The sequence below is a fragment of the Neptuniibacter sp. QD29_5 genome (assembly GCF_047778125.1).
Classification (GTDB): Bacteria; Pseudomonadota; Gammaproteobacteria; order Pseudomonadales; family Balneatricaceae; genus Neptuniibacter.
On the sequence record NZ_CP180556.1, the window covers coordinates 1205656 to 1222269 of the forward strand.

Sequence of the window (16614 nt, forward strand, 5' to 3'; positions counted from 1 at the left end):
ATCAGTCCTCCATGAATTTTTGAGCTTCTTTAGCCATGATGAATTGGCGCTCAACCCATAATTCCATGTCTTCTAGTAAAGTAGCTTCTAGCGAGAGTGCGTTGGCAATCTCACGAATTAAGCCGCGCTCACTTTCATGGTACTCAGCATCGGCATAAGCAACGCCCAGTAGCTCTAAAATTAATGAGGCTTGTGAAGCTCTATGGGGGAAGGTGGTTGGTAAGTTGGGAAATTCAATACTGATGGGCTTAACATTGGGTGAGCACTGTGATTTGAGAGAAGCAAGAATCGCATATTCCTCTGGTGCGATCTCATCATCGGCTCTGACTATTAGTTCTGCTAATGCCAGCATGGCTGCTTGTTGTTCTGTATTTAGATTGCAGATAAACATCTTACGTCTCCATGTGATGTTTTTAATAATTCCTTACAAAAGGAGTGGTTTATATCTATGTTTACATCAATATCGTGAAGTTGAACACTTAGCAATTAGCATTAAATTACTTCATTAAATTGTTTAGGCGGCTTTTAAAATGACTTATGCCGAACAATAGGTTTAATCTGGTTCAGTAAGTTATTTTTTTGAATTGGTTTGTGCCGTAGTATTAAACGACCGTTTAGATAACTTCATGATTTGCAATGAGTTTGTGTTTCTGGCAAATTTGTCTTCAGCTTGTATATAGACGATACCTGTTCTGGTTCGTCAGCTGTTCGTAAACAAAATTATGGATAATGTCTAAGGGATCAAGGTTAGATCAGCTGTTCTTCATGGATGGAATATCTCACCCCTCGAAACATGCTTTTCATACGCTAAATCTTCTTTCTTATCTTTAGGGTTTGACTCATAGGTAGGAAAAAACTGAATAATTCTGAGATTACAGGGTGCGTTATGCTCTCGAGGTAATCATTTACTTAATTAAGGATGTTGAAATGTTGGCTGGAATAATCGAATCGGTGCTACTTAATAGCGGTGCAGAATTTCTTACCAATATCTTTTTGTGGGCGTTGATCGTTTGTTTTTTGATTGCTGTGGTTTTGAAACGTAATAACAGCGCTCATTCATTTACCCAGTATGCTCCAACACTTCTCACTACCTTGGGTATTTTGGGTACGTTTGCGGGAATTATATCAGGTTTATTAGGTTTCAATGTTGATGATATTGATGGAAGTATCGGCACATTATTAACAGGACTGAAGACTGCATTTACAACCAGCTTGGCAGGTATGGCGCTCTCAATTCTATATAAATTGATTGTTGCTACGGGCTGGATATCACCGAAAATTGCTGAAGGTGTTGATGAGGATGAAGTTGGGGTAGCCGAACTTTATGGTGTAATGAAAGAGCAAGCAGAGGGTATTGAATCGCTGAGAAGTGCTATTGGTGGAGATAGTGAAGCTAGCTTAGTAGGGCAGATGAAATTGCTGAGGTCTGATATTGGAGATCAGCATAAAATTCTTGTGAAAACGGTTGAGCCATTAGCTCCTACCCTGAAGAGCATCAATGAGCATTCCGAAAAGCAGCAGGCTGCTTTCTTAGAATTCCAGGAACGGTTGTGGATTAAGCTCCAAGACTTTGCAGATATGATGTCTAAGTCAGCGACTGAACAGGTGATTAATGCTCTCAAGGATGTAATTTCAGATTTCAATAATAACTTGATTGATCAATTCGGAGAAAACTTTAAACAGTTAAATGCTGCTGTTCTTGAATTGGTTCAATGGCAAGAGAATTACAAACAACAGTTGGCTCAAATGAGCGATCAATATCAACAAGGGGTCCAGGCAATAACTCACACAGAGTCTGCAGTAAGCCATATTAGTGAGGAATCGAAAGTTATTCCTGAAAGTATGAAAGAGTTGCAGGCTGTAATGGAAGTTAATCAGCATCAACTTCAGGAACTCGAACGACATCTTGATGCGTTTAAAGATATTCGAGATCGTGCTGTTGAGGCTGTACCTGAAATTAGAACTCAGATTGATGAGACTGTTAAAGGAATGAATGAAGTAGCGGCTTCAATAAACGACGGTATGACAAAAACAACTGAGACCCTAGTGTCTGGACTAACAGATGCTGCTGAAGTTGTTTCTAATGAAGTCAGCTCTTCGGTTAAGTCAATGTCAGAAGGGGTTCGAGCAGCAGCTGATGAGGCCTCTAAAGGAATTTCTGAAGCTGGTAATAAAATGTCCGAAGCCGTTGTTGATAGCTCGGGCGAAATGCAAAAGGCCATCATTACAGGTAGTGAAGAATTTATTCAGAATAGCCAAAGAGTAAATGAATCTTTACAAGGTACTTCAGGCGTTATTGCAGACAATAGTGAAAAGTCTAAGCAGATGTTTGATGATGCGTTGAGCGAGACTAACTCAGTGCTACGTAATTTAATTGCCGATCTTAAAGATGATAGTCAGAAGTTAACGGAATCCTATAAAACCGCAAGCCAATCATTGGTATCTGAAACTGAATCTATTCGGAATAGCTTCGAGCAAGGGCTTTCATCAATGCGCCAGCAGTTGAGTGCAGAGCTACAAAAAATGGCTGAGCAGCAAACTCAAGAGAGTCAGCGTGTTCTAGCAGGTATGAGTCAGCATGCAGATAACGCTCTTAAAGATACTGGGGAAGCGGTTCAGAAACAGGTCAAAATGTTAGACGACGCACTTAATCATGAGCTTAATCGTGTTATGAACGAAATGGGGCGTGCGCTGTCAACAATCTCAGGTAAATTCACAAGTGATTATCAACAGCTTGTAACTGAGATGCACAAGGTTACTAGGATGCGTGAGGTTAGCTAAATATGAGCCGGCTTTTGGATTCGAAGGTAACTGAGCAAGAAGAGTCTCATTGGTTATCAGTCTCAGACTTGATGGCTGGGTTGATGATGGTGTTCTTATTTATTGCAATTGCCTTAATGCGGGAAGCGTTTATTGAGCGAGACAAGGTTAAAGAGGTAGCCGTTGCTTACCAGGAAAACCAAGTCGCAATATATGATGCCCTAATGGGAGAATTCCAGTCCGATCTACAGACTTGGGATGCTGTGATAGATCCCCACTCTTTGACATTTACTTTTCAATCCCCTGAGGTGTTGTTCGCAACAGGAAAGATTGATCTTAGTTCACGCTATAAAGAGCTATTGAGGGATTTTTTCCCTCGGTATCTAGATGTTCTTGGTAAGTTTGCTAATTCAATCAATGAAGTACGTATTGAAGGGCATACTAGTAGCGTCTGGAATAGTTATGTAAGTGATACGGAAGCATATTTTAGAAATATGGAGCTTTCACAGGGAAGGACTCGAAGTGTTCTTGCCTATGTCTATGATCTCCCTGAATCTGATGAACAAAGGCGATGGATAAAGAAACACTTTGCTGCGGTAGGCCTTTCTTCATCTCACCCGGTCATGAATACTGCAGGGCAAGAGGACTCTGTACGTTCAAGGCGAGTTACTTTTCGTGTTATCACTAATGCTGATATCCAGATGCGCCAAATTCTGGAGCTGAATTAATGAAGTTAACTACTGATTTATCGGGGCTCTGGGCTAATGTTGAGCGCATGGGGAAGTTTGAAGCCAACTTCAATCTCCAAGAAGATCATTCACCAGATTTTGAGCTAGATAAAGACCTTTCTAGTACTGCTGGATTGGATATACAGCTAGAAGATCTAGAGCTTGAGAATGGTGTTCTCAGTGTTAAGGGTCGTCAAGTACTTCTATTTATTCCGGACCAAGGTCAGGCAATTGATGAGGTTCTTGGAGGAATTAAAGAGGGACGTAAGTTCCATGTTGCTGACTGCAAGACTTTGAATTCGATGCGCCAGAAAAACCGCTTTAATAGATATAAAGCGACTTATAACACCAGTGGCCTTTTTAAGGTTTATGGTGTCTCATATGAAACCGGTGATAGTGTTGAAGGTGAAGCAGAATTAAGAGTATGTAAGAACTGTTTATCCTATCTCAATTACAAGGGGTATCGGCACGGGAAGGGGCTTCCTAAAAAGCAAATATATAATGAGTATGATATTTCAGAGTTTTTATCAGAATACAGCACCTTGTTTAGCTCTATGCCTGATCGATCACAAGTTGTGGACAAAGGCGGGTACTCTGACGATTGGGCTGAAGTCTCCACAAATTACCGTGCAACTGTAAATTTCTGTTGTGAACAGTGTGGTGTGGATTTGAATTCTAATAAGCGCCTGTTGCACACACACCATATCAGTGGGAATAAAAGAGAGAACCATCCAGATAATCTCAAAGCACTTTGTATCGATTGCCATCGTAAGCAACCACATCATGACTATATGAGAGTTACACATGAAAATATGTTGTTTTTGAATGGTCTCAGAAGAGAGCAGGGGCTGTTTAACATTTCAAACTGGAACCAAGCAAGAAATGTAGCTGATAAAGCTGTTGATGGTTTGCTGCGCTTCTATGAAAAGAGTGGTTATCCACTACCTGAAATCAACTTTATTATCAAAAATAATGAGCAATCAACGTTTCAGTTAGAGGTGGCATGGCCTTCTCTGAAAAAGGGCATTGCTATAAGCGCGGAAGACATAAAGGCTGGGCAGTTATATGGCTGGAATGTTTTATCAGTGGGTGAAGCTCTTAGCGAAATGAATCAATAATCGCGCCATTCGTTTTTTCAGCACTGATTATTGACTTAGCATTTAAGTAACGCTTGATCTGCCGACCTATAACAATAACAGGCAGTTGACGCGCTTTGTGCGCCACTGCTGTGAGCGTTATGCATAAAAAGGAATTAGCTTGAGCGAACTTTTCAATAAATTCTCGGGACCAATAGCGCGGTTAAGTCATAGGGCCGATGATTCAAGTCCGGCTCATAATTTTCGTCTATGGAAAAATGATCAGAAGCACCTTGAGTGTTTCTATGCGCCGTTCGAACGCGTCAACACTTCCGCCAAGATCGTTCTAATCGGAATTACACCAGGCCGCACCCAAATGAATCGGGCTTTAAATGCTGCGGCGAAATCGGTAAAGGTGGGGGTAAACATCGACGAAGCCGTATCAGAAGTGAAAAGAATTGGTAGCTTCAGTGGTTCGATGAGGCCCAATATTGTGAATACTCTAAATAAGCTCGGCTATCAAAAACGACTAGGTATCCACGATTCAAGCGAACTTTGGAGTACAGAAAACAACCTAGTGAATTTTTGTTCTCTTTTGAAGTACCCCGTATTCATTCGAGGTAAGGATTACAACGGAAATCCAAACCCATTTAAGGTCAGTGAGTTAGAAAGACTTCTAATCGATGGTTTTGCGAAGGATCTGCAATCAATTCCGCCTACAGCTGAACTAGTACCTCTCGGTGATTTTGTTGCGAGTGTCATTTCAGAATTGGATCGCCGGAATTTGGTTCCACAGAAGATCACTCGCTTCGAAGGAGAAATCGTAGCACCGCCTCACCCAAGTGGCGCCAACGCTGAGTCCATCTCTTTGCTTCTTTCAAACACCTATCCGGAAAAATCCCAATACCTCGAATCCAAGTATCGGGAATATCTCAGCAAACGAAGTTGGGAAAAACGAGCAAATGGAAAACCTCAGCCCGAAGAAAAGTACAAAGCAGCAAGGGCGTCAAGGTGGGAAAGTATGCTGTTTGTACGCAAGGCGTATGGAATCAATACATAACAAGGCCATCAAGTTCGTTCGCTATCGCTCACTGGGAGGCTCCGCTTCGCTGCTCGCCCCTTATGGCAGGCGTTATGCAACTCTGATTCTACTAACAGACATAAGCAAGGGAAATCATTTTGTTACAAAGCATTAAAATTGAAAGATTCAAGAACATTGATGAAATTGAGGTTCCTCTTGAAGGAATCAATTTGCTTATTGGGTCAAACAATGCTGGGAAAAGTAGTATTCAACAAGCCATTCAGTTTTCAGTTTCAATTGCCCAGTCGACAGAACAGCAAAATGCCCGTTGGAAAGGGGATCGTTGTCCCTCATCCCTATCAAGCGAATCCTTAATATATTCACCTTTAAGAGATATAGAGGCGCTTGCACCTTCAGGGCACCTTCAGACTAGGTTGGAACACGCGATTAAGGTGACGTTTAATGCTGATTCAAGTTCTACAGTTAGCATTAGAAAAGGAAAGAATAGGAATATAGTAACTGCACTAGAAGGTAAAGAGCTAGGAGAAAGGTTACAGGATATCGAAAATCCCTATTCTATTATTGTACCTGGTTTAGCAGGTATACCTTCTGCAGAGGAATATAGACCCCCATCAGTTGTTCGAAAAGCTGCGGCTAAAGGAGATTCTAATAGTGTATTTCGTAATATACTTCTATTGCTAACCAAAGATCAGGCTTCATGGGATAGCTTTAAGAGAAAGTTTCAAACCGTATTTCCAGATTACGAAATCGAGGTTACGTTTGATCCAAATTTAGATGAGCACATTGAAGCTAGAGTCACTAGCAATGAAGTCTCATTACCAATTGATTCATGTGGAACAGGAATTCTTCAAGCAATTCAAATATTGGCATATTACTATCTTTATAAGCCTCAACTACTCATTTTGGATGAGCCTGACTCTCATTTACACCCTAACAATCAGCGGATCCTCGCTAGACTATTAAAACAATTACACGATGAAACTAATTGTCAGCTAATAATATCAACTCACTCCCGTCACTTCTTTGAGTCTATAAAAAACGACTCAAAAGTTCATTGGATTAACAACTGTTGTTTAGTTGAAGATGCTGAAGATGTCGAGCGAAGTATTTTGCTAGAGATAGGAGCGCTTGATAGAGGTGACCAGCTTAGAAATGGTGAAATACCATGTGTAATCCTCACAGAGGACACTGATACCGGCTATATAGAGTTACTTGCAGAAGCTTCAGGCTTTGTTCCTGATGAATATCAAACATGGTCCTATAATGGGTGTTCAAATACACAGACTGCTCTAGCGTTAAACTCGTTTATTACAGATCACGCTCCGGGAACAACGGTCGTCGTACACCGCGATCGAGACTATATGTCAGAAGAAGAGATAGAAAGTTATAAGCAAAAACTTGAGCCCGTTGGGATTCGAGTTTTTATAACTGAAGGTAATGACGCAGAGAGTCATTTTATAGATGAGAATCATATTGCACAGACCTACCCACAAACTAATGTGGAAAGAGTGCAAGAGCTGATTGATGAATGCTTGGATGAGCGCAGAGATAAGATACTGGAAAAATATATAAATACTATTCACAACCGAAAGTTGCAAGAATCATATAGAGGTGGAGAGAAGCCAAACCCCGGCGCCATATCTTTGAATTGTACACAAGACTTTGATGGCGACCGCCGAAGGTATATGCACGGCAAAACTGTAGAAAGTGCATTGAGAGGTAAGTTGCAAGCTGAGATTGGTCAAAATATCGACTTGTGTAAACTCTCTGAACACATATGCAATGAAACCCTTAGCAACTTTGCTCGGGATATTTGGGACGATAATGCATAACAAGCGGCAGCAACGGATTTGGCAAGCTATCACTCAAATTGCTTCGCAATTACGTGCCAGTTCGCCAAGCCGCTGTGCCGGGCGTTAAATGGTATAAGAATGGCTAGAACGGCAAAGGGGTAAGTTGTTCGCTTTAATTGTTATGCTCTGTAGATTATCTTGCTGATCTAACTTTTAAGTAACACTTTTTGTAACATTATATATTATTGGTTATTTTATTTTTGTTATAAAACAAGTAGTTATTGTTTAAATTAGAATCCCTCCCTGACCGCCATCTATTAAAAACAAAAAAGCCTCGCTTAACCGCGGGGCTTTTTTGTATCTAAAATTCACTCACATCCAATCACAGGAATATCTTCTATCCGTGTTGTATATCTTGGGGATAAAAGCTCTCTTCTCATTTTAAAATTCTGTTGAATGCCTTGGCGGGCTAAATGGAGCGTATCTCTACCGTATTTAGCGTTGATTTTATCTAGGCACTCCATAAGTTCAGGTTGATCAGTGGAAGGGGTGAAAATATCTGGCTGATAGGGGGTTGCAGTAGAGATTTCTAAAAGGCCTATACCTGCTTTGTAGTATCTAATTCCTGCTTGGTATATCTGCTCAGCCAGTTGGCTTGTTACTTTCACTATGACTGCAGTATCGCAGGTGGGAGTGGCAAATTGGTGGAATGCAGAGCGTTTAAAAAATGATTCCTTATCGTGGATAGAGTTGTGTGCAAAGACAATGATATTGCTGGTAGCACTCTCTTGGGCTCTTAGCTTTTGCGCGGCGATGGTTGCGTGTGTAGCAAGTGCCTGTTTTAGATCAGTGAGTCCTGTGATGCGTTGTCCAAAAGAGCGTGTGGAGTAAATCTGCTTTTTGGGTGATCGAACATCGTCCCAGCTTATTCTGGTTAAACCATTGAGTTCTTCTGCTGTATTAGCGATTAAGATGGAGAAGTGCTTCTTCATCAACGCGGGTTTCGTTTGTGCTAGCTGCCAAGCCGTTTTGACGCCGAGAAGGTTTAGTCGCTCACCTATACGTCGTCCGACTCCCCACACATCCCTAATTTCCATCTGCTGCAGAATCTGCTTTCTGATTTGGTCGTTATCGATAACGGCAACACCGCTGAAACCAGGTAGTTTTTTACTGGCGTGATTAGCTGCTTTTGCTAAGGTTGGGGTTGGGCCAAAGCCTACGCCTACGGGGAGTCTTACCTCCTTCCATACTTTCCTTCTGATTTTTATACCCAGCTCATACCAGCCTTCGGGTGGTATGTAGTGGTCAAAGCGTAAAAAGCATTCATCTATAGAGTAGATGTGTTGTTCTGGAGCAAAAGAGGCGCAGAGCTCCATCATGCGTGAAGATATATCAGCATAAAGCTCGTAGTTGCTGGATCTGGCAACTACGCCTGCTCTGTCTAGTTGGTCTTTGATTTTGAAATAGGGACCAAATTTGGGAATGCCCATTTTCTTAGCAATAGGGCAGGTTGCGACAATGCAGCCGTCATTATTACTAAGGACAACAACTGGGCGCTTTCGAATTGTAGGGTTAAATATTTTCTCGCATGAAGCGTACATTCCGGAAGCATCGATCAGAGCGTACATCTTAATTGAGTCCCTTCTTTAATGGGCGAAATAATCGAATAGAACGTGTAACCACACCCTCGATAGAAAATTCATCCTGTTCGCATAGTTGATAGGGTTTGTGGCCGGGAGCAGAAGAAAGAAGCTTTCTCTCTTTAATGCTCGCGATTTTGCAGACGAAGTTTCCATTTAGCGTGGCAACAATTACATCGCCTTCCTTTACCGTTTCGGCTCGAGAAACGACAAGTAGGTCATTTGGGAAGATCCCAACACCACGCATAGAGCCACCTTCAACAAAGCCTAGGTAGGTTGCATGAGGGTGATCAATGAGTAACTGATCGAGTGAAAGTGCTAGCTCGGTATATTCAGCTGCAGGTGATTCAAAGCCACTGATACCGGCGCTGGAGTAGATAGGAATAAAGCGCAACATAACAAGTACTGTTTATTTATACAGTGTTTATATTATCAGTAGAGATTTAAAGGTGCCAGTTTAAGTTTGTGTTGTTATGGGAGGAGGCTGTGTGAGCCTGGGTAAGCGTTTTCGTCGTTACCGTTGGTATGTATTTCAAGAGAGCTTTTAAACCATGGCTAAACCTCTGAAGGGGTTTCAGAGGTTTCTTCAAGCTTTGCTCTATCTGCTTTAGATATGTAGCGCGGTTTGTTGTTTTTTGGCGCTAATTTAGCCTTAGCTTGTTTTAGTCGCTTAGTGTGGATCTGCTTAATTTTTTTCTTGCGGTTCATGCTTTAGCTCGGCTATTTAATAATCGCATCGATTATAACTGAAAATGTCTTTGATAATGTGTAGTGCTACACATAATGTTGTAATCAAATTCTGACCCCCACTTTATGATAAAACTGGCATCATTCTTTGACTGATCTAAGGTTTTAGTGCTTTAAAATCGATCATCAGCCCTATATGATCGCCAAAAATATTTCTTGAGATGAATACCGATGAATAAGAGCCTTCTAACGAATCTGCTTGCCTTTACTGCGTTTGCGGCAGGCCTAATCACAGATGATCGTGTGTTGTTGACTGTCGGCTTGTTTGCTCTATCCGGCGCGTTAACTAACTGGTTAGCGGTACATATGTTGTTTGAGAAAGTTCCTGGGTTGTATGGTTCTGGTGTGATCCCTGCGCGTTTCCAAGATTTTAAGCGCGGCATCAAAACTTTAATGATGGAGCAGTTTTTTACTGAAGAGAATATTGAGCGTTTTCTAAGTGCTGATAATGGCAAACAGCCCGATCTACATTTAGCGCCGGTAATTGAAAAAGTCGATTTCGCACCGACTTTTGATTCGCTTATTGAGGTTATCCAAAACTCTCCATTTGGGGGGATGCTCGCCATGGTGGGTGGCACCGATGCGCTTGAGCCTTTAAGAGAGCCTTTTGTGGAAAAGATGAAGAGCTCAATTGAAGAGATGACTCGTGATGAAAACTTTATCACTCTATTAAAAGACGAGCTTGAAAGCCCTGATGTTATGGCTGAGATGCAAGAAAAGGTTGAAGTCATTGTTCAGCAGCGATTAGATGAACTAACGCCTAGTTTGGTCAAAGAGATTGTACAGCAGATGATTCGCGAACATTTAGGTTGGCTGGTTGTCTGGGGCGGTGTCTTCGGTGGTCTGATCGGTTTTATCGCAGCGATTATCGGTGTGTAATACCCTCATAAGAAAAGCCGCAATCGCGGCTTTTTTTGTGCCTGTTTGGGCATGAATAGTCTATGTTTGAGAGACGGTAGGAAGGATAGTGAGATATGAATGACCTGAAAAAATTCTATATTAGTGGTGAATGGATTAAGCCATCTGGCAATGAGGTCTTGGATGTTTTCAATCCTGCGACCAATGAGGTTGTCTCTCAAATTAGCCTTGGCAACAGTGATGATGTTGATCTCGCGGTTGATGCGGCCGTTGCTGCATTTCCATCGTTCTCGCAATCATCTAAAGACGACAGAATTGCTTTGTTACAACGCATTATCACTGAATATGAAAAGCGTACTGAGGCACTTGTCGAGGCGACAACAGAAGAGATGGGCGCGCCTTTAGGTTTATCCCACCAAGCTCAAGTGCCTGCAGGGCTCGGACATTTTAAAACAGCTCTAAGTCTGCTTAAAAAGCACGATTTTACTGAAGTTGTTGGATCGACACGTATCATTAAAGAACCTATTGGTGTTTGCGGTTTGATCACGCCTTGGAATTGGCCATTAAATCAAATTACCTGCAAAGTTGCTCCGGCTATTGCGGCGGGTTGTACGGTTGTACTGAAGCCTAGTGAGATCGCCCCGCGCACAGCGCACATCTTTGCAGACATTATGCATGCTGCTGGTGTTCCCTCGGGCGTATTCAATTTAATTGATGGTACAGGGCCGACTGTAGGGGCTGCACTTAGTGCGCATCCAAAGGTCGATATGATCTCTTTTACAGGATCTACAACAGCAGGGAAGCAGGTCTCTATTGCAGCAGCAGAAAACCTTAAAAGGGTGTCACTAGAATTAGGTGGTAAGTCGGCAGCAATTGTTCTTGATGATGCTGATTTCTCTAAAGTGATTCCGCGCTGTGTCAGAGCTGTTATGGGAAATTCAGGTCAGTCTTGTAATGCTCAAACACGTTTATTGGTCCCAGAACATCGCTTGGCTGACACCGTTGAGTTAGCTAAGAAAGCCGCGAATTCAATTGTGGTGGGTGATCCTCAGGCTGATGAAACCGTGATGGGACCAGTTGTTTCGGAGCTGCAATGGCAGCGTGTGCAAAGTCTGATTCAAAAAGGGGTGGATGAAGGAGCGGAGCTGGTTGCTGGTGGTTTAGGTTTACCTGAAGGCTGTTCTTTGGGGTGTTATGTCAAACCAACGGTTTTTTCTGGCGTTACGCCTGATATGACCATTGCACAAGAAGAGGTATTTGGTCCGGTGGTCAGCATTATGACATATCGCTCTGAAGAGGAGGCGGTGGACATAGCTAATGACAGTATTTATGGCCTTTCTGGGGGCGTGTACTCGGGCGATTTGAAACGGGCAAAAGCCATAGCGGCTCAAATGAGGACAGGTATGGTCCATCTCAATGGTGCTTCTATTGATATTAAAGCGCCATTTGGTGGTTATAAGCAATCAGGCAACGGCCGTGAGTGGGGGCTATATGGTTTTGAGGAGTTTATGGAAACTAAGGCTCTTTTAGGTAGTTTCGACGAAAATTAATTAATAGGCATGATCGATGTTTTTGATGGTTAAAAAGAATGTTCTTTTTCTGGGTATATAAGTGAAGTTATCTAATCGATTGCAGTTGTTATTAGGGATGATTGCAGATCAGTATGAACAGATTTGGGATTGTTGTTGTGATCATGGTTATCTTGGGCAAGCTATTCTCAATACAAGGCCAAAAGCCCAAGTCCATTTTTTGGATGTGGTGCCATCGATAACCACCCAGTTAGAGCAGAAGTTACGACAGAGTGAATTTTCTCAAGATCGATGGGCTGTTCATTGTGGTGATATTCAGCAATTTGTTTTACCTAAGTCTGATAGCTGTTTAGGTGCTCAAGGTCGTAAGTTACTTGTGATAGCAGGGGTTGGGGGGGATCTCACATTAGATATGGTTTCTGCTGTATTGCATAACAATCCTGATAGCGACATAGATTTTCTGATTTGCCCTGTTCGGCAGCTTTATAAAGTGCGTTCTGGGGTGCAGAAATTAGGTCTAGGGTTGGTTAACGAAGCAATTGTTAAAGATAGCGGTCGCTATTATGAGGCAATCCATATTTCTACATTAAGTCAAAAAGAGGTTCATGTTGTTGGGGAGTCGATGTGGGACCTCACGCAAGAAGGCCATCAAGAATATTTAAGGCAGAATATCAGTCACTATAAACGTATGCAGGCTCAAGGAAGCGAGAGCGTTCGTAAAATATTAGCGGAATATATGAAGCTGCAAGAGCTGCCAGCTTAAGAGTTATCTTAGGGAGCGAAGGCGTGCTCCCTAAGATATATAACCTGTTGATTGAATGTCAGGTTATTTTACTTTCCACGCAATTTGTTCACCTGCGCGAATAGGAACAACATTATCATCACCTAGTGGGTAAGTTGCAGGGACATCCCAGCTTTCTTTAACCAAGGTGATGGTATCTGCATTACGCGGTAGACCGTAGAAGTCCGGGCCATTCAAACTTGCGAACGCTTCTAGTTTGTCTAGCGCGCCAGCCGCTTCAAATGTTTCAGCGTACAGCTCAATCGCAGCGTGAGCTGTGTAGGAACCTGCACAACCACACGCGGCTTCTTTAGCGTGTTTCATGTGAGGTGCTGAATCTGTTCCTAAGAAGAACTTCTTACTGCCGGAAGTCGCTGCTTTAATCAGTGCGTCTTGGTGAATGTTACGCTTAAGGATTGGCAAGCAGTAATAATGCGGGCGGATGCCGCCAGCCAACATGTGGTTACGGTTGTAAAGTAGGTGGTGAGCTGTAATGGTGGCAGCAACGTTATCCCCAGCTGATTCAACGAACTCAGCAGCATCTTTTGTTGTGATGTGCTCAAGTACGATTTTTAAGTTAGGGAAATCATTTACAACATCTTTCAAGATAGTTTCGATGAAGATCTTTTCACGATCGAAGATATCAATATCGCCATCTGTTACTTCGCCGTGAATTAAAAGCAGCATACCAGCTTCTTGCATGGCTTCTAGAACAGGGTAAATGTTCTTAACGGATGTCACGCCTGAATCGGAATTTGTGGTAGCGCCTGCAGGGTAAAGTTTGGCAGCGTAAACTTTACCTGTTTCCTTAGCTTTCTTGATGTCAGCAGGGTCAGTGTTATCTGTTAGATATAACACCATTAAAGGATCGAAGTTACCTTGTGGCTTTTGATCCATGATGCGTTGGCGATAGCTAAGCGCTTCTTCTGTATTGGTTACAGGTGGAACTAGGTTCGGCATGATGATAGCGCGTCCCATATAGCGGCTTACATCACGGACAGTGTCTTTAAGCTGTACGCCGTCACGTAGGTGAATATGCCAATCATCAGGGCGTGTAATCGTAAGAGAAGTCATTTGGGAAGCACCACTTATCTATCAGGTTAAAACTTGTCTTCTAATTATCCCACGGATTGCTTTGAAAAGCTTTTAAACCTTGCGATCAAATCACGTTTTCGCTTTAGATAATGTAGGTTAACTCTTGTTGAATAAAACAACAGAGAAATAAGGGTTTCTAGGTACTAGAGAGTAATTTTACGTTCATTTAGATTGTATTAATATTGAGCGGATTTTCATTCTAATTACTATAAAAAATGCGTTAACGGTTCGCTATGAAGTACAAAACCAAAATAATTTTGGCCGTGATTATTCTCGGTCTAGCCTTCCTTGCTGGGCTGTCTGCGCTGACTTTAAATCTTCTTAAAACCACGACTACCGCTGAAGTTGAGCAAAGAATTCAAATAGTTAACACTTTTTTAGGTGTTACTCTGTTACCTGAATTAAATGCGCTGGATAAGGCTGGTCTGCCTTCTAAAGCAAACGAATTAATGCAGACCCGCTTGTTAGAATATTTACAAATTTATGATCAGGCGGGCTCGTCAATAGTGTCTATGGGTGAGCATGGCCTTACCCATTCTCATAATTTAGCTGTTTTATGGGGGGAGAATGGTGATGTCATTGATCAGCAGCTATTTCTTCGAAGTGATGATGGATTATTATACGAAGTCCACTATGGTCTTCCTTCAGAAAAAACTAATTCCCTAATTCAAGGAGCTGGCTATCAACTGCTTGGCTTAGCTTTGTTGGAAATTTTACTGATGGTCATTGGTGCCCATTTAGCGCTCAGAGTCATCTCCAAACAGCTTTCCCATCTACGCGAAGCGAGTAATCATATTGCAGCAGGAAACTTTAACTTCCGTTTATCTGAAAAGTCCTGTGGCGAGCTTATAGAGACAGCGCAGGCGTTCAATATTATGGGGGCTCGATTAGAGCAATATGAGAAAGATAAAAACCGTGAAAGTCTGCACCTTAAGGAGCTATCACAAGCTGTAGAGCAGAGCCCTGTTGCAGTGGTGATGACGGATAGCGACGGTGTAATTACTTACGCTAATCCATGTTTTTACCGGACCTCCGGTTACAGCAAAGAAGAGGTGATTGGTAAAAACCCGAAATTATTGCAGTCAGGGGAAACAGATAAAGAGGATTATATTGATCTCTGGCAAACAATCACCAGTGGCAAAAGCTGGAAAGGGGAGCTCTGTAATCGGCGTAAAGATGGCAGCCTCTATTGGGATAAAACTTCAATATCACCTGTCAGTTCTGAAAATGGAGAGGTCACTCACTATATCTCTGTGAAAGAGGATGTGACAGCTTATAAAAAGATTGAAGAAAGGATGCGAGTCGCAACGACGGTTTTTGATGCCGCATCTGAAGCGATCATGGTGACAGACCTTAATGGGACTATCACTATGGTGAATCCCGCTTTTTATGAGATTACCGGTTATCATTCGAAAGAGGTGTTAGGGCAAAGCCCGAGAGTACTCAACTCTGGCCATCATGATGAATCTTTTTACCAGTCGATGTTTGAAGAGCTGCAAAAGAATAATCGCTGGGAAGGTGAAATCTGGAACCGAAGGAAATCGGGAGAGGTTTATCCTCAATGGCAAACCATCGCGATGGTTCGAGATGAAGATGGCGAACCGTTGGAATACATTGCTCTGTTTTCGGATATTAGTAAACGCAAAGAACAGGAAGATGAAATACGTTTTAGAGCTAATTATGATGCATTAACGCATTTACCCAATCGCAGTTTATTTAATGAGCGCTTAACTCAAGCCCTAGTTCAGGCCAAACGAGAAGGGACAATTCTTGCTCTTTTATATCTGGATTTGGATGGTTTTAAGGAGATTAATGATACTCATGGCCATTTAGCAGGTGATAAAGCGCTGCAACAGGTTTCTCAACGGTTGTCGGAGTGTGTCAGAGAGTCTGATTGTGTTGCTCGTTTAGGTGGCGATGAGTTTGTGATTTTCCTATCTGGCCTAGAGTTTAATTATGACGCTGAGGTAGTTGCTAAGAAGATTATTGATTCAGTACAACGACCGTTTGTCTATGATGATGTGGAATTACAGATGGGCGTGAGTATAGGTATTGCAATTTACCCAGATGATCATTTACCAGAAAAACTTTTTGAACATTCAGATTCAGCGATGTATGAAGCTAAACGCGCAGGAAAGAATACATTCCGTTATTACAGCATAGATTTTGAATAGAACTGTAGGGGTAGATAGGGAGGGGACTGGAGTGTTTGTTTAGCTTAACAGGTTATTCGTCTAACCAAACTGTTCTTACGGGTTCACCAAAGTCATCGTAGATAATTTTCTTGCGAGGTTTTCCGCGTTTAGGTTTAGCTGAGGTTGTAGCTTTGCTTTTACGGCGGGCATCAATAGTAGCTAATAAACCGTGGACGGGAGTACGTTCTTGCGGTTTAGTGTGTTCAAAATTGGATTTATGGTGGGTATAGCGCCCGTCAACTAATCCAGACTCCCCCATCTCAACCTGTTTAATTTCCCCGCCTTTTTCCAGAAACCGCGATACCTCAGCATTGAGCTGATCGCGAAGTTCCGCTTTGCTTGGGGTTTTCTTAAACATAGTCTTGACCAT

The 16614-nt window shown here is 42.2% G+C and carries 15 protein-coding genes; 9 read left to right on the forward strand and 6 right to left on the reverse strand.

Annotation, left to right across the window (positions count from 1 at the left end):
* Nucleotide 1 precedes the first annotated feature (1 nt).
* On the reverse strand, nt 2-391 hold the full coding sequence (locus ACMXYR_RS05515; RefSeq protein WP_415903213.1) for a TerB family tellurite resistance protein: 390 nt from the start codon (nt 389-391) through the stop codon (nt 2-4).
* A 536-nt stretch (nt 392-927) separates the two neighbouring features.
* On the opposite strand from ACMXYR_RS05515, the gene ACMXYR_RS05520 reads away from it, so the two are divergent.
* The 5 genes from ACMXYR_RS05520 to ACMXYR_RS05540 all read left to right on the forward strand — a co-directional run bounded on the left by ACMXYR_RS05520 (nt 928) and on the right by ACMXYR_RS05540 (nt 7438).
* Nucleotides 928-2781 (forward strand): hypothetical protein, encoded by a 1854-nt coding sequence (locus tag ACMXYR_RS05520; protein ID WP_415903214.1) that lies wholly within the window; start codon nt 928-930, stop codon nt 2779-2781.
* 2 nt (nt 2782-2783) lie between these two features.
* Entirely contained in the window at nt 2784-3488 is a 705-nt protein-coding gene (locus tag ACMXYR_RS05525; protein ID WP_286237614.1) for a flagellar motor protein MotB, read from the forward strand.
* On the forward strand, nt 3488-4606 hold the full coding sequence (locus ACMXYR_RS05530; protein WP_415903215.1) for an HNH endonuclease: 1119 nt from the start codon (nt 3488-3490) through the stop codon (nt 4604-4606). Before ACMXYR_RS05525 ends, ACMXYR_RS05530 begins: the two co-directional genes overlap by 1 nt.
* 139 nt (nt 4607-4745) lie before the next feature.
* Entirely contained in the window at nt 4746-5624 is an 879-nt protein-coding gene (locus ACMXYR_RS05535) for a hypothetical protein (protein ID WP_415903216.1), read from the forward strand.
* 119 nt (nt 5625-5743) lie between these two features.
* A complete protein-coding gene (locus ACMXYR_RS05540; RefSeq protein WP_415903217.1) occupies nt 5744-7438 on the forward strand; it encodes an ATP-dependent nuclease in 1695 nt (564 codons plus the stop codon).
* Between the two features lie 329 nt (nt 7439-7767).
* On the opposite strand, the gene ACMXYR_RS05545 is transcribed toward ACMXYR_RS05540, so the two are convergent.
* The 3 genes from ACMXYR_RS05545 to ACMXYR_RS05555 form a co-directional block, all read right to left on the reverse strand.
* Nucleotides 7768-9027, reverse strand: a complete 1260-nt coding sequence (locus tag ACMXYR_RS05545) for a Y-family DNA polymerase (RefSeq protein ID WP_415903218.1) — start codon at nt 9025-9027, stop codon at nt 7768-7770.
* 1 nt (nt 9028) lies between these two features.
* Nucleotides 9029-9436: a S24 family peptidase gene (locus ACMXYR_RS05550; RefSeq protein WP_415892045.1), complete on the reverse strand. Its 408-nt coding sequence runs from the start codon at nt 9434-9436 to the stop codon at nt 9029-9031.
* A 158-nt stretch (nt 9437-9594) separates the two neighbouring features.
* Nucleotides 9595-9747: a DUF2986 domain-containing protein gene (locus ACMXYR_RS05555; protein WP_415885222.1), complete on the reverse strand. Its 153-nt coding sequence runs from the start codon at nt 9745-9747 to the stop codon at nt 9595-9597.
* A gap of 210 nt (nt 9748-9957) precedes the next feature.
* On the opposite strand from ACMXYR_RS05555, the gene ACMXYR_RS05560 reads away from it, so the two are divergent.
* The 3 genes from ACMXYR_RS05560 to ACMXYR_RS05570 all read left to right on the forward strand — a co-directional run bounded on the left by ACMXYR_RS05560 (nt 9958) and on the right by ACMXYR_RS05570 (nt 12936).
* Nucleotides 9958-10665 carry a DUF445 domain-containing protein gene (locus tag ACMXYR_RS05560; protein ID WP_415900566.1) on the forward strand — a complete coding sequence of 236 codons (708 nt, stop codon included), beginning with the start codon at nt 9958-9960 and terminating at the stop codon, nt 10663-10665.
* A 95-nt stretch (nt 10666-10760) separates the two neighbouring features.
* Nucleotides 10761-12194, forward strand: coding sequence for an aldehyde dehydrogenase family protein (locus tag ACMXYR_RS05565; protein ID WP_415903219.1), 1434 nt, complete (start codon nt 10761-10763; stop codon nt 12192-12194).
* Between the two features lie 61 nt (nt 12195-12255).
* The gene (locus ACMXYR_RS05570) at nt 12256-12936 is read left to right on the forward strand and encodes a tRNA (adenine(22)-N(1))-methyltransferase TrmK (RefSeq protein WP_415903220.1); all 681 of its coding nucleotides are present in this window, start codon (nt 12256-12258) and stop codon (nt 12934-12936) included.
* 63 nt (nt 12937-12999) lie between these two features.
* On the opposite strand, the gene pyrC is transcribed toward ACMXYR_RS05570, so the two are convergent.
* Entirely contained in the window at nt 13000-14028 is a 1029-nt protein-coding gene (gene pyrC, locus ACMXYR_RS05575) for a dihydroorotase (protein WP_415903221.1), read from the reverse strand.
* A 254-nt stretch (nt 14029-14282) separates the two neighbouring features.
* Here pyrC and ACMXYR_RS05580 point away from each other — a divergent pair, with 254 nt between their 5' ends.
* On the forward strand, nt 14283-16223 hold the full coding sequence (locus ACMXYR_RS05580) for a diguanylate cyclase domain-containing protein (RefSeq protein WP_415903222.1): 1941 nt from the start codon (nt 14283-14285) through the stop codon (nt 16221-16223).
* 52 nt (nt 16224-16275) lie between these two features.
* On the opposite strand, the gene ACMXYR_RS05585 is transcribed toward ACMXYR_RS05580, so the two are convergent.
* Nucleotides 16276-16602: a hypothetical protein gene (locus tag ACMXYR_RS05585; protein WP_415903223.1), complete on the reverse strand. Its 327-nt coding sequence runs from the start codon at nt 16600-16602 to the stop codon at nt 16276-16278.
* Nucleotides 16603-16614: the final 12 nt, after the last annotated feature.

What these genes read in the sequence shown, in the direction of transcription:
- ACMXYR_RS05550 (WP_415892045.1), bottom strand. Translation starts at nt 9,436, where the DNA reads ATGTTGCGCTTTATTCCTATCTACTCCAGCGCCGGTATCAGTGGCTTT.
- ACMXYR_RS05525 (WP_286237614.1), top strand. Translation starts at nt 2,784, where the DNA reads ATGAGCCGGCTTTTGGATTCGAAGGTAACTGAGCAAGAAGAGTCTCAT.
- ACMXYR_RS05565 (WP_415903219.1), top strand. Translation starts at nt 10,761, where the DNA reads ATGAATGACCTGAAAAAATTCTATATTAGTGGTGAATGGATTAAGCCA.
- ACMXYR_RS05545 (WP_415903218.1), bottom strand. Translation starts at nt 9,027, where the DNA reads ATGTACGCTCTGATCGATGCTTCCGGAATGTACGCTTCATGCGAGAAA.
- ACMXYR_RS05555 (WP_415885222.1), bottom strand. Translation starts at nt 9,747, where the DNA reads ATGAACCGCAAGAAAAAAATTAAGCAGATCCACACTAAGCGACTAAAA.
- ACMXYR_RS05560 (WP_415900566.1), top strand. Translation starts at nt 9,958, where the DNA reads ATGAATAAGAGCCTTCTAACGAATCTGCTTGCCTTTACTGCGTTTGCG.
- ACMXYR_RS05520 (WP_415903214.1), top strand. Translation starts at nt 928, where the DNA reads ATGTTGGCTGGAATAATCGAATCGGTGCTACTTAATAGCGGTGCAGAA.
- pyrC (WP_415903221.1), bottom strand. Translation starts at nt 14,028, where the DNA reads ATGACTTCTCTTACGATTACACGCCCTGATGATTGGCATATTCACCTA.
- ACMXYR_RS05530 (WP_415903215.1), top strand. Translation starts at nt 3,488, where the DNA reads ATGAAGTTAACTACTGATTTATCGGGGCTCTGGGCTAATGTTGAGCGC.
- ACMXYR_RS05585 (WP_415903223.1), bottom strand. Translation starts at nt 16,602, where the DNA reads ATGTTTAAGAAAACCCCAAGCAAAGCGGAACTTCGCGATCAGCTCAAT.
- ACMXYR_RS05515 (WP_415903213.1), bottom strand. Translation starts at nt 391, where the DNA reads ATGTTTATCTGCAATCTAAATACAGAACAACAAGCAGCCATGCTGGCA.
- ACMXYR_RS05580 (WP_415903222.1), top strand. Translation starts at nt 14,283, where the DNA reads ATGAAGTACAAAACCAAAATAATTTTGGCCGTGATTATTCTCGGTCTA.